Genomic DNA, 12,851 nt, shown 5'->3' on the forward strand with positions numbered 1-12,851 from the left:
TAGCCCGCTTCACGCAAACCGTTTCGAGCACGCGATGAACGACACAGTCTGGCAGCACTTTCATCTCTGTCCGCAAGGCGACCCCGATCACACGATCCGCGATGCGGCGCTCGCCGTGCGCGACGGCAAAGTCGCGTGGCTCGGCGCCGCGCGCGACCTGCCCGCCGAATTCGCGGCGTGGCCGCGCGAGAATCTGGGCGGCGCGTGGGTCACGCCGGGTCTCGTCGATTGCCACACGCATCTGGTCTACGGCGGCCAGCGCGCCGACGAATTCGCGATGCGCCTCGCCGGCGTCAGCTACGAAGCCATCGCCAAGCGCGGCGGCGGCATCGTCTCGACGGTGCGCGCGACGCGCGCGGCGAGCGAGGCCGAGTTGCTGCGCGCATCGGCGGCACGCCTCGAGCCGCTGATCGCCGAAGGCGTCACCGCGATCGAAATCAAATCGGGCTATGGCCTCGACCTCGACAGCGAGCGCAAGATGCTGCGCGTCGCGCGCGAGCTGGGCCGCCGCTATCCCGTCTCGGTCTACACGACGTTTCTCGGCGCGCACGCGTTGCCGCCCGAATTCGCCAACCGCGCCGACGACTATATCGGCGAAGTCTGCGACCGCATGCTGCCCGCGCTCGCGGACGAAGGGCTCGTCGACGCGGTCGATGTGTTCTGCGAGCGCATCGGCTTCACGCTCGCGCAGAGCGAGCGCGTGTTCGAAGCGGCCGCGCGCCGCAACTTGCCCGTCAAGATGCACGCCGAGCAGTTGAGCAACAGCGGCGGCACGGCGCTCGCCGCGCGCTATCGGGCGCTATCCGCCGATCACCTCGAATTCCTCGACGAAGCGGGCGTCGCCGCCATGAAGGAAGCGGGCACCGTCGCCGTGCTGCTGCCGGGCGCGTATTACTTCATCCGCGAAACGCAATTGCCGCCGATCGACCTGCTGCGCCGCTACGACGTGCCGATGGCGATCTCGACCGACAGCAACCCCGGCACGTCGCCGTCGACGTCGCTCGTTGCGATGCTGAACCTCGCGTGCACGCTGTTCCGCCTGACCGTGCCCGAAGTGCTGAAGGGCGTCACGCAACATGCGGCGCGCGCACTCGGGCAACACGAGCGGCACGGCGAGCTCGCGGTGGGGCGCGAGGCGGACTTCGTCGCGTGGTCCGTCGATACGCTCGCCGAACTCGCCTACTGGATCGGGCGGCCGCTCACGCAGCGCGTCGTGCGCGCGGGCGACACCGTCTATCTGCGCGACGCGCATCCGATCCTGGAACCGGCACCTCTTCACGCTTTCGATCGATGACTGGAAATCACACGCTTTTTGCCGAGCACGCGTATTTGCCGGATGGCTGGCGACGCAATGTGCTGCTCGAATGGGACGACGCGGGCGTGCTCGTAGCCGTCAGGCCCGATGGCACGGCAGCGCCGAATGTCGCGCGCGCGGCGGGCCCGGTCATGCCCGGCATGCCGAACCTGCACTCGCATGCGTTCCAGCGCGCGATGGCGGGTCTGGCCGAATATCGCGCCAACGCCACCGACAACTTCTGGAGCTGGCGCGACCTGATGTACCGCTTCGCCGCGCGCATCACGCCCGAAGGGCTCGGTGCGATCGCGCGCTGGCTCTACATCGAGATGCTGAAGGCGGGCTATACGTCGGTGTGCGAGTTCCACTACGTGCATCACATGGCCGACGGCGGCCGCTACGCGAATGCGGCGGAGCTCGCCGAGCGCGTGGTCGATGCCGCCGCGAGCACGGGCATCGGCATGACGATGCTGCCGGTGCTCTACCAGTACAGCGGCTTTGGCGCGCGTGCGCCGCGCGACGATCAGCGCCGCTTCATCAATACGCCGGACAGTCTGCTCGAGCTGCTCTCGACGTTGCGCCGTGCACGTCCCGAGCACGCCGCGCTGCGTTACGGCGTGGCGCCGCATTCGCTGCGCGCGGTGTCGGAAGAGTCGCTGCGCGCGTTGCTCGCCGGACTCGATGCGAACGCCCCGGTGCACATCCATATCGCCGAGCAAACGGGCGAAGTCGACGACTGCCTCGCGACGACCGGCGCACGCCCCGTGCAGTGGCTGCTCGACCGCTTCGACGTGGACGCGCGCTGGTGCCTCGTGCACGCCACGCACATCGACGACGGCGAGACCGTCGCGCTCGCGAAGAGCCGCGCCGTGGCCGGACTGTGCCTGACGACCGAGGCGAATCTCGGCGACGGCGTGTTCCCGGCGCACGCGTATCTCGAAGCGCACGGGCGCTTCGGTGTCGGGTCGGATAGCCATATCGGCGTCGATTGGCGTGCCGAGCTGCGGCTGCTCGAATACGGGCAGCGTCTCGTGCGGCGGCAGCGCAACGTGCTGGCGTCGGACGCGCATTCGCACGTCGCCGACCGTCTCTTCGACGCGGCGCTCGAGGGCGGCGCGCAAGCGACCGGGCGCGCGACGGGCGCGTTGCGAGCGGGGTGCTGCGCCGATTGGCTGGTGCTCGACCCGGATCACCCGAGCCTCGCCGAGCACGCGCCCGGCAAGTGGCTCTCCGGCATCGTCTTCTGCGAGCATGGCGAAACGCCGGTGCGCGATGTCTATGCGGGCGGACGGCCCGTCGTGCAGGCGCGCCGGCACGCCGACGAGGCGGTGGCGTATGCTGCGTATCGCGCGGCGATTGCCGAGCTGCTCGACTAATTCGACAACCATTCAGTCACGCGCACTGCCATGACCGATTCCACCGATCTTCCGATTTTCTCCCTGCATCGCGGCACCCAGCCGCTGCTGATCTCGATCCCGCACCTCGGCACGCGCATCGCCGACGACATCGCGGCGACGATGACGTCGGCTGCGATGCGCGTCGACGATTGCGACTGGCACCTCGACCGTCTGTATGCGTTCGCGAAGCGGCTCGGGGCTTCGATCCTGATCCCGGCGTATGCGCGCTACGTGATCGATTTGAACCGCCCGCCCGATGGCGCGAACCTTTATCCGGGGCAGGATACGACCGGGCTTTTGCCTGTCGATACCTTCGATAAGGAGCCGCTCTATCAGCCGGGGCGCGAGCCGGACGAGGCAGAAATGGCTCGTCGTCGCGAGCTTTACTGGAAGCCGTATCATGCGGCGCTCGTAGACGAGCTGGCCGCGCTCAAGGCGCGGCACGGCAAGGTGCTGCTGTGGGAGGCGCATTCGATTCGCTCGCACGTGCCGCGCTTTTTCGAAGGGCGTTTGCCGGACTTCAACTTCGGCACGTCAGGCGGCGCGACGGCGGCCGCGGGCCTCGCCGAAGCGCTGGCCGACATCGTGACGAAGCACGGCGGCTATACGGCGGTGGCAAACGGGCGTTTCAAGGGCGGCTACATCACGCGCCACTACGGGGTGCCCGCCAGCGGCATCCACGCGGTGCAGCTGGAGCTGTCGCAGATCACCTATATGGAAGAGCGGATGCCGTATGCCTATGACGACGCGCTCGCGGCGAAAGTCGAACCGCTGCTGGAAACGCTGGTCAAGACGGCGCTTGGGCGCGTAGCGTCAAACTGACTTTTGCAGGGCATCCGCATCGAGAATTACAGCGTCGGAATCACGCTCGGAATCTCAAGGTGGTATTCCACGCGCTTGACGCCCGGCACGTCCTCGGCCGCAATGCGGATGGCGCGCCTTTCCTCTTCGGATTCGATCATGCCCCATAGATGCGCGACACCGTCCTTGACGAGCACGCCCTGCTTCGGCAACCCCCAGCGCTGCCCGTGCATTTTTAGGACTATCGCGTCGCGCAGGCTTGCGTCATCGTGCGAAATCGAATCCACGGGCGGAGCAACGCTCGCGAGTGCGCGGATCAGATTCGAACGGCTGACGATTCCGACCAGCTTGCCGTCCTTCAGCACCGGCACGCTCTTGAGATGCCGGCGCTCCATGAGGTCCGCGATCTGATCGAGCCGCGTGTCCTCGGAAATCGAAATCACCTGGTCGCACATCACGTCGCCGACCAAATGCCCGTGCTCCTTCACATACCTCGCGGCTTGCTCGCGAGGCGACGACAGCAGAAAATCAAGCCACCACGGGCGCTTCCCATGGACAGTGCCGTTTTCCACGCGATGCAGCAGATCGCTGTGGCTGACGAAGCCGACAACCCGTCCGTTCGCATCGACGACCGGCATGCTGCTGATACGGTTGTCGACGAACAGTCGTGCCGCCTCGTGAATCGACGTTTCCGGCGTGGCGGTGATGACGGACGTCGTCATGATGTCTAGTGCGCGCATGATCGCTCCTCCATGGTGTTCGCGAGGGGTCCCCGTCCGCGGGGCATATCTATCCTAAAGCGGCAGCAGATCTGTCGACTCGAATCGTGCAGGGCGCTCAAAAGCCTGACTGCACCGATTTGGTTACGCCGGCCACGCTTTTCACGCTTTTGAGGCTTTTCGGCGAGCCGTCGGAGGCGACGTCGTTGACTTGCCCGTTGGGCACATTCTGCGCCCAATACGCTTCTATCTTCCCGACCAGGTCCGCCGGCGGGGTGCCGTAATTTTCGACGGCTGCCTCCTGCCGGCCCTCATTGAGCGCCCACCGGAAGAACGCCAGCGCAGCGGTCGAGTCAGCTGTGCTCTCGGTTTTCAGCAAGATGAATACGACGCCGGGAATGGGCCAGGCTCTGTCGCCCGGCGGATTGGCGACGCGCTGGTTGAAATCATCCTCGCGGCCCCAAGCCACGGTTTCCACCGCAGCTTTGAAACTCGCGGCCGATGGCTCGACAAACGCGCCGGCTTTATTCTGCACGGTCGCGTAGGCGAGGGGAGCCAGGCCCGTGTAGGCCAGTTCGACATAGCCGATCGCGCCCGTGATCCGCTTGACATAGGTGGCGACGAGCTGGCTGCTCGTGGCGCCGAGCCCCACGGGCCATTTGACCGTCAGGCCGCTGCCCACCTGCTCATGCCATTGCGCACTCACGGCGCTCAGGTAGTTCGTCCAGTTGAAGGTCGACCCGGACCGATCACTCCGATGAACCACGACGATTTTCAGATCAGGAAGCGCGAGCCCGGGATTGACCGCCTTGATGGCCGGGTCGTTCCAATCGGTGATCTTGCCCAGGTAGATGTCCGCCAGCAGCGCACCCGTCAAGCGAAGCTGTCCCGGCGAAACGCCATCGAGGTGGACCACCGGCACGAGGCCGCCGACCGCCACCGGAAACTGGATGAGTCCCGATGTGCGCAATTCGCCTGGTGTCAGCGGCATGTCCGAGGCACTGAAACTCACCGCAGCCGCTTTCAACTGATCAATGCCGTTCCCGGAGCCATTGGGATGAAAACTCACCTCCTGGCCGGTTTTGTCGTAATAGGAGGCGGCCCACTTCTGCACCAGAGGATCGAAGAAGCTCGAACCGGCGCCCGTGATACCGCCTGCGGCCTGCGCCGCCAGCGCGTGACTCGCGACGAGGCATGCAACCGCGGTCCAACGAAACACGTGCTTCAGGTCGCGAGCCGCTCCAGCGATGAGTGCGGAGAGGGGAGCGACAATGGTTCGCTGGAATCTGGCGTTCATGGCGGCGACCCTCCATCGAGGATTTGGGCTACGCCTGCCGTCCCCGCGCAAGGATTCCGGCACGCCGACAGGCATTGCCGCACTTTATGCGCTGACCGCAAGCACATGAATCAGGCGCCGTTGCTAAAAGAGGCTAGGGGATTGCCTGATTCGGCGGTCGGGCTCCGCCCTATTGGCTCTCGATCCACTGAATGGCGAAGCGCATCAGCTCCTTGCCGCTACGGATTTGCAGCTTTTCCTTGATGTTGGCCTGATGCGCCTCGACGGTCTTCACGCTTCGATTCAGTTTCTCAGCGATTTCGCGCGTGCCGAAGCCGAGTCCGATCAGGTGCAGGACCTCGAATTCCCGTTCCGAAAGGCTCGCGATTCGGCCCTCCGGCTTTTTATGGGGGGCGGTGAGGGCGCGAGCCAGCTTGTCATGCATGGCGGCGCTCACGTAGATATTGCCTGCCAGCACTTCGCGGACGGCGGTCATGACGTGCTCGGTGGCCTCGAGTTTCATCAAATACCCGTTCGCTCCGGACCGGAGTGCGCGCTCGGCAAATAGGCTTTCGTCGTGCATGCTGAGGACGAGGATGACCAGATCCGGGTAGCGGCGACGAAGCGTCTTGACGAGCTCCAGGCCCGAGTCCGATGGAAGACTGATGTCCACGATGGCCATGTCGGGATCGCAGTCCATCGCTGCCAGCGCTTCTTCGGCGCTGCCAACTGCGCAGCAGACGTGCAGATCCTGTTGCAGATTCAGCAAGTGCGCCATCCCGTCCCGGATGATGGGGTGGTCATCCACGATCAGGATTTGCGTCACCCGGCTTGGGCTAGCGGATTTCCCGTGCATGGGCAGGACCCTCCGGTTGCGGATAGCTGATGGCGACCGTGGTGCCGCCCATACCATTGCGGGTCACGGCGCAGGAGCCGCCCAGAAGGCTTGCCCGGTGCCGGAGGTTATGAAGTCCCAGTCCCGAGGCGCGCTCCATGTCTTCCTGGTCGACGCCCGCCCCGTCGTCACTGATTGAAAGCGTCTGCAGACCGTCTGCCTGCTGCAGGTCGATCCAGATGCTGCTGCCGTGGCTATATTTCAGCGCGTTGCTGACGGCTTCCTGTGCCGCGCGATAGAGATTGATCTGCATCAGCGGATCAACCAAGTCCACGTCTGGCGCGATCCGCAGCGTGCAATCCACCCCGTTGAGCGTGCGAGCCGTCTCCGCCAGCCCCTTCAATGCGGCCACAAGGCCACCATGCTCCATCGCGACAGGGTCCAGGCCATGGGCAATCCGGCGGGTCATCGACGACGCCTGCTTCACCAATTCGACAATGGTAGCGGCGTCGGCGGAGGCCGGGTGGCCCTGTGCGTGCAGTTTCTGATTCATGGCGGCGCAATACAGGCCCAGGCTGGTCAGGTGTTGCCCCAGTCCGTCATGCAGCTCCCGGCCGATGAGTTTCTGCTGCTGATCGCCGATCCGGATCAGTTCTTCTTCCAGCAGACGGCGCTGCGCCATCTCCTCCTTGAGTTCGTTGTTGGTCTTCTGCAGGTCTTCGGTGCGCTCCTCCACGCGCCGTTCCAGTTCGATGTGGGATGCCTGCAGCAGGCGATGGGCGCGCTTCTCCTGAGCGCGTGCGGCCACCAGCAGCAGTCCGGTTATCGCCAGGACGTTCGCGAAGGTGCACCACCTCACGAGGCTGTCCACCGCGGATTCGGCAGCGAAGGGGCCCGTGCCGTGGGTGGTACCCCAGATGGCCACGACCGAGACCACCAGGGTCGTGGTGTTGATGCCCAGGTGATCGAAGCGCAGCGCCGCCCAGATAGCGAATGGAAAGACCGCCAGGGCTGCAGGATAGTAGCCGTGCCCGGCAAGTTGCGGGGCGCCGAAGATGAGGTGGCTCACCCACAACGTGGCGATGGCCAGTCCGCACGCCTCTACGGTCTGCCGCGCGGAGCGCACGGGGTTCGAATACGCGAGGAAGCTGAACAGGGGCGGGGCCACGACCAGTACCCCCATCATGTCGCCGAGCCACCATTTCAGAAAGGCCGCGCCGTACTCGGCGGGCGGCACCAGGCCCGCTCCACGCAGGGCGGTCACGCCAAACAGCGCACTGACTGCCGTGCTCACCACCGCAGCCAGGCCGATGAAGGCCAGCACGTCACGGATACGGTCGAGAGTGATCTGGAATCGGGCCGCGCGCTTCAACAATAGTGCTGCCGTCAAGGCTCCGATCATGGAGCCGATGCCGATCAACGCGGCCGCGCCTGCGGGCACGCCTCCCGACAGGTTGGCGAGGAAGGAGCCAATCGCAATTCCCGGCGCAACGGCGAAGCCCATTGCAAGCAGCGCTACCAGGGCGATGCCGCTGGAAGGCCACACCAGCGACACCGCGCCGCCCACCACCGCATAGGCGAGACCTATCTTTGCGCCTGCGTAATATGCCAACGCAACCATCCCGGTGCGCAGGAAGAGGCTGAGTCTGAAATTGCCCCGAATGGTAACCATTGTTCGCGCCAAATTCTCGAAGACAGATTCTTGCGGGCGTCAGGGCGTTCTATCGTCAGCCGGGAGACTTCACGATTGTGGTGGTAGCCACAGCGTTAATCAAACACTACACAGCGCTCCATCGCCTCTACAGGAAGCGCGCCGATTCAGGCAATCCCCTAGTCTGTTTTAGAAAAAATGCCCGATTAAAACGTTTGTGTTCTGAGGCTACAGTACGCGCGTGTTCCGTCGGGTCGGTGCGACCGACGCCTCGCGCCCCCAGCCTGCCGCGAAGGAGGGCGACATGAAATCTGCCATGAACGGCGCAAGCGCGACGCCAGTCGGCTCCAAACCGCCAGCCAGCCGCGAGACAACGATTGTGCAGTCGATTGCCGTCCTCCTCGCCTTTCAGTGCCTCGGGGAACTCGTTGCCTATGTCACACGAGTGCCGATTCCCGGGCCTGTGATAGGCATGGTTCTGTTCCTTGGTCTTCTTTCCGCATCGCCCGCTCTTGCGCAGCGGGTGGAGCCCGTGTCGCGCGGCTTGCTAAATCATCTCTCGCTCCTTTTCGTTCCCGCCGGGGTGGGGGTGATGGCGCTCGCCGACGCAATGAAGGGTCAACTGATCGCGATCTCGGTCGCAATCGTCGCCAGTACGATCCTTTCGATTGCAGTGGGGGCTCTGGTAGCCGGCGGATTGATGGCCAGGATGGAAAGGAAACGGCGCCGCCTGGACGCGCCGAATCCCACGCAAGCTTAGGGCACGACCGCACGGAGGTTGCCGTGAAAATCGGTGAAATAGCCACGATGGCAGCCCCTTTCATGGGCGCATCGCCGCTGACCGCGCTCACCGCGACGATGGGCGTCTATGTTTTCGCATGCTGGGTCCACGCACTTGCGAAGCGAAGTGCCTTGGCCAATCCGGTGGCGATCTCCGTTGCCCTGCTCATCGCGCTCCTGAAGTTCTCAGGTACGCCATACAGCACCTATTTCGAAGGCGCGAAATTCATCCACTTCCTGTTAGGCCCGGCCATCATTGCGTTGGCGGTGCCGCTTCACCGGCAGATGTCGAAGCTGCGCGGAGCGCTGGTCCCGTTGATTGGTGGTCTGATCGCCGGCTCGGCAACGGCGGCCGTCTCAGCTGTCGGAATCACGATGCTGCTGCACGGCTCCGGCGTTGCAGTGGCATCGATTGCGCCCAAGTCAGTCACCGCGGCCATTGCCATGTTGATCTCCAGCAGGATCGGCGGCATCCCCTCGTTGACCGCTGCGATGGTGATTGCCACTGGCATTTCCGGCGCCATGCTCGGAAGCCTCGTATTGGACGCGCTAGGTGTGCGGCGCGACGATGTGCGCGGCTTTGCGATCGGTGTCGCATCGCACGGCATTGGTACGGCGCGCGCCTTTCAGATCAGCGAAGAAGCGGGGGCATTCGCCGGACTCGGCATGGCGATGAACGGCATTCTCTCCGCGTTCGTGTTGCCGATCGTTTTTCCTGTGATCATGCTGTGGCTGCTGACGTGACGCTTCTATCGATCAGCGGCACCCTGTCCATGGCTTGGTCACCGCGTCGTCATCTCCTCTTTAACGCTTCGTCACTCGATCCAGGCGCGCAAATTGCTCGTCTGGCGACACGCCCGCCGCGCCGCGCTCCGGCGCTTTCCTGACGCATGGCCTGCACCGCGCCGTGGCGCCACAACCCGCGCCCGGTAACGGATGTTTTCAATTTCGCGGATTGCGCGCGGCGCGGCGTAGCGACTAGTCTTTCATCGAAGAGCAATTCCGACTTCGCGCGGCACGGCCCATGAGGCCGCGCCGCCCCCGCCTCGGAGGGTTTGAATCGATGGACAACTCGGCAATGGAAGATTCCGACGAAGCCATGGTGCAGGTCTGGCGCGAGAACCTCGGCGTGCTGACGCAAGCGGTCGGCGCGGTCACGCGCCTGGCGCGGATGATGTCGCTGTCCGCGAGCTTGTTGAAGCTGATCTTGGCCGGCCAGCGCGAATTCAGCGAAGAGTTCGTGCGCGGGGTCGAGACGGTGACCGGGCTGCCGGCCGGCTGGATGGACGCGCCACATGGCGCCGGCGACATCCCCGAGAGCACCCAGACGGCGATCGACACCGAAACGCCTTTCGCCAGGTTCCGGGGCACCGTGCATCCGGTGCGCAAGCGGACCGTGCTCAAGAGCGGCGGCGATCTTCTCGGGCGCAGCGAAGGCGCCCGGCGCGCGGCCGAAGCGGCCAGCGACGAAGCCGAACAGAACCGGCGCCGCACGCACTTTCGCAAGGTTCGCGATCTTGCCGCGCAGGAAGTGCGGCGGCTCGAATGGCACCTCAACCATCCGCCGGCCGAGTTGACCGTGCTGCGCGCGAAGGTCGAAGAGGTCATGGATGCCGCGAATGAACTCGATGAACGCGCGGCCGCCGATCTTGCCGGGCGGATCGAGCAGATCGAGAAACATCACGATCTGCTCAAGCGCCATGTCGAGAAGCTGCATGCGCTGCTGACGCGGCTCGATCTCGCCGAGCGCGGGAGCGAGGGTTCGGAGTAGGCGGCGCTTCGTTGGCCCAACCGCTCAAACCCGCAGCTCGCTCAATATCTGTTCGGCCAGAAAATCGCACGGCGCGCGGTTCGAACGCGCGCTGCGCGCGAGCACGATTTCGAGCGCGGGCAGGGCGGGCAGACTCTCCGCGCGGCCGAGTTGCACGAAGCGCTCGGGTACCGCGCAGCGCGCGAGCGGCGCGATCGCGAGGCCCGCATCGACCATGCTGAACAAGCCGAGCAGGCTTGGGCTTTCATACGAGGTCCGGTACGCGATCTTCGCGCGTTCGAGCGCATGCAGCGCATTGGCGCGCGCGACGCTGCCCGTGGCAAAGACCGCGATCGGCAACGGCCGTTCCTTCCAGATCTCATGGCCCGTCGATGTGGCCGCCGCACTCGCCCACACCATCGGCTCGAGCCGGATGAATTCGCCGCTCGCGCCTTTCACGCGCGTCATGCACGCGAGGTCGACCTTGTTGTCCTTGACGAGCGGCACGAGCGCGTGGCTCGGCAGCCCGACCACTTGAATCTCCACCTTCGGATACGTCGCCGAGAACTTGCGCAGCACGGATGGCAACAGCGACGACGCGTAGTCGTCCGGCACGCCGATCACGACACGCCCCTTCACTTCGGGATGCACGAGCGACGCCCACGCTTCGTCGCGCAGCGCGAGCATGCGGCGCGCGTAGGCGATCAGCACGTGTCCGTCCTGCGTCGGCGTCACGCTGCGCGCGCGCCGGATGAAGAGCGTTTTGCCGAGCGCGGCTTCCAGCGTCTTCACCTGCATGCTGACGGCCGACTGCGAGCGATGCACGAGCACGGCGCCGCGCACGAAGCTGCCGGCATCCGCGACGGCGACGACCATCGCGAGCACATCGAGATCGAGGGCTTTCATCGGGTTTCGACCATGGAATGAGGTATCAGAAAATCTGAACGAAGTCTTCAATATATCGCGTTTGTCTGAATGTATCGCGCTGGGCATACTTGGCACGCCGTATACCTCATTTTGTATGCCAAACACACGCCGCCACCGGCGGGAGACGATGCCGATGACCTACGACGACTTCAAGCTTCTGGGACTTTCGATCGACATGACGCGCGGCAAGCCCGCAGCCGAACAACTGGACCTTTCGCGCGCGCTCGTCGACGAAGCGGGGACGGTGGGGTACCTATCGCGCGACGGCATCGACTGCCGCAACTATGGTCACGTGCTCGGGCTGCCCGAAGCGCGCGAATTCGGCGCGCAACTGCTCGATTCGCCCGCGGCGCAAGTGGTCGCGGCGGGCAATTCGAGTCTCGAGCTGATGCACGATGCGCTCGCATTCGGCATGCTCTTCGGCATGCCAGGCCACGAAGCGTGGCGCAAGCGCGAGGACATCGCATTTCTGTGCCCGGTCCCCGGCTACGACCGGCATTTCGCGATCTGCGAGGCGCTCGGTATCCGGATGATTCCAGTGCCGATGCACGACGACGGTCCGGACATGGCCTTCGTCGAAGCGCAGGTGGCCGCCGATCCCGCGATCAAAGGCATCTGGTGCGTGCCGCTCTACAGCAACCCGACGGGCGCGATCTACTCGGCCGACGTGGTCCGCCGCCTCGCCGCGATGCCCACGGCGGCCCCGGACTTCCGCCTCTTCTGGGACGACGCCTATCGCTTCCATCACCTGACCGATCACGAGCACGTGAGCGCGAACATCCTCGAAGCGTGCGCGGCGGCCGGCAATCCGGATCGCGCGTTCGTGTTCGCGTCGTTGTCGAAGGTGACGTTCGGCGGGGCAGGTGTCGCGTTCTTCGCGTCGTCGCCGCGCAATGTCGAGTGGTGGCAGCGCCATGTGTCCATTCGCACGATCGGTCCGGACAAGCTCAACCAGTTGCGCCACGTGCGCTACTTGCGCGACCGCGCGGGGCTCGTGCAACTGATGGCGCGGCATCGTGCACTGCTGCGTCCGAAATTCGATGCGGTCACAACCACTTTCGAGCGCATGCTCGCAGGGGTGCCGGGCGTCTCGTGGAACGTGCCGCAAGGCGGCTACTTCATCAGCCTCTATACGCCGGACGGGCTCGCGAAGCGCACCGTCGCGCTTGCCAAAGAAGCGGGCATCGTGCTGACGCCGGCGGGCGCGGCGTTCCCGCATGGCGTCGATCCGCGCGACCGGCACTTGCGTATCGCGCCGAGCTTCCCGAACCTCGCGGTGGTCGGGCAAGCGGCTCAGGGTATCGCGCTGGCGCTCCTGCGCGCGATCGATGAACGCGCGTGATCGACAATGAGCGGCCTGCAACCCCTGAAAGTCCGCCGTAAGCGCGCAAGACGCTCGGCACACCGCCAAGGGGCGTTTT

The 12,851-nt window shown here is 65.0% G+C and carries 12 protein-coding genes; 7 read left to right on the top strand and 5 right to left on the bottom strand.

What is annotated here, in order from left to right; all coding sequences use genetic code 11:
- Positions 1-34: 34 nt before the first annotated feature.
- From hutI to hutG, 3 genes are read left to right on the top strand one after another with little or no spacing between them, the layout of a single operon-like run.
- A complete protein-coding gene (gene hutI, locus FAZ95_RS07150; RefSeq protein ID WP_137331809.1) occupies positions 35-1,294 on the top strand; it encodes an imidazolonepropionase in 1,260 nt (419 codons plus the stop codon).
- Positions 1,291-2,670, top strand: a complete 1,380-nt coding sequence (locus FAZ95_RS07155; RefSeq protein WP_137331810.1) for a formimidoylglutamate deiminase — start codon at positions 1,291-1,293, stop codon at positions 2,668-2,670. The genes hutI and FAZ95_RS07155 overlap by 4 nt, the downstream gene beginning before the upstream one ends.
- Before the next feature lie 30 nt (positions 2,671-2,700).
- A complete protein-coding gene (gene hutG / locus FAZ95_RS07160) occupies positions 2,701-3,513 on the top strand; it encodes an N-formylglutamate deformylase (protein WP_137331811.1) in 813 nt (270 codons plus the stop codon).
- Positions 3,514-3,539: 26 nt separating this feature from the next.
- Here the strand turns inward: hutG and FAZ95_RS07165 are convergent, their stop codons facing one another.
- The 4 genes from FAZ95_RS07165 to FAZ95_RS07180 all read right to left on the bottom strand — a co-directional run bounded on the left by FAZ95_RS07165 (position 3,540) and on the right by FAZ95_RS07180 (position 7,994).
- Positions 3,540-4,232, bottom strand: a complete 693-nt coding sequence (locus FAZ95_RS07165) for a CBS domain-containing protein (protein WP_137331812.1) — start codon at positions 4,230-4,232, stop codon at positions 3,540-3,542.
- A 97-nt stretch (positions 4,233-4,329) separates the two neighbouring features.
- Positions 4,330-5,508, bottom strand: coding sequence for a phosphate ABC transporter substrate-binding protein PstS (pstS, locus tag FAZ95_RS07170; RefSeq protein WP_137331813.1), 1,179 nt, complete (start codon positions 5,506-5,508; stop codon positions 4,330-4,332).
- 169 nt (positions 5,509-5,677) lie between these two features.
- The gene (locus tag FAZ95_RS07175; RefSeq protein WP_137331814.1) at positions 5,678-6,343 is read right to left on the bottom strand and encodes a response regulator; all 666 of its coding nucleotides are present in this window, start codon (positions 6,341-6,343) and stop codon (positions 5,678-5,680) included.
- Positions 6,324-7,994, bottom strand: coding sequence for an MASE1 domain-containing protein (locus tag FAZ95_RS07180; RefSeq protein ID WP_137331815.1), 1,671 nt, complete (start codon positions 7,992-7,994; stop codon positions 6,324-6,326). The genes FAZ95_RS07175 and FAZ95_RS07180 overlap by 20 nt, the downstream gene beginning before the upstream one ends.
- Positions 7,995-8,349: 355 nt before the next feature.
- Here FAZ95_RS07180 and FAZ95_RS07185 point away from each other — a divergent pair, with 355 nt between their 5' ends.
- The 3 genes from FAZ95_RS07185 (at position 8,350) to FAZ95_RS07195 (ending at position 10,524) form a co-directional block, all read left to right on the top strand.
- The gene (locus FAZ95_RS07185; protein ID WP_137334458.1) at positions 8,350-8,733 is read left to right on the top strand and encodes a CidA/LrgA family protein; all 384 of its coding nucleotides are present in this window, start codon (positions 8,350-8,352) and stop codon (positions 8,731-8,733) included.
- Between the two features lie 62 nt (positions 8,734-8,795).
- Complete coding sequence (locus tag FAZ95_RS07190; protein ID WP_254699832.1) at positions 8,796-9,497, top strand: LrgB family protein; 702 nt, start codon at positions 8,796-8,798, stop codon at positions 9,495-9,497.
- Between the two features lie 334 nt (positions 9,498-9,831).
- On the top strand, positions 9,832-10,524 hold the full coding sequence (locus FAZ95_RS07195) for a hypothetical protein (RefSeq protein ID WP_137331816.1): 693 nt from the start codon (positions 9,832-9,834) through the stop codon (positions 10,522-10,524).
- 24 nt (positions 10,525-10,548) lie between these two features.
- Here the strand turns inward: FAZ95_RS07195 and FAZ95_RS07200 are convergent, their stop codons facing one another.
- On the bottom strand, positions 10,549-11,409 hold the full coding sequence (locus tag FAZ95_RS07200) for a LysR substrate-binding domain-containing protein (protein WP_137331817.1): 861 nt from the start codon (positions 11,407-11,409) through the stop codon (positions 10,549-10,551).
- Positions 11,410-11,563: 154 nt separating this feature from the next.
- Here FAZ95_RS07200 and FAZ95_RS07205 point away from each other — a divergent pair, with 154 nt between their 5' ends.
- Positions 11,564-12,772 carry an aspartate aminotransferase type Ic gene (locus FAZ95_RS07205; protein WP_437437721.1) on the top strand — a complete coding sequence of 403 codons (1,209 nt, stop codon included), beginning with the start codon at positions 11,564-11,566 and terminating at the stop codon, positions 12,770-12,772.
- The last annotated feature ends 79 nt before the right edge of the window (positions 12,773-12,851 follow it).

Source organism: Trinickia violacea, from assembly GCF_005280735.1.
GTDB classification, from domain to species: Bacteria; Pseudomonadota; Gammaproteobacteria; order Burkholderiales; family Burkholderiaceae; genus Trinickia_A; species Trinickia_A violacea.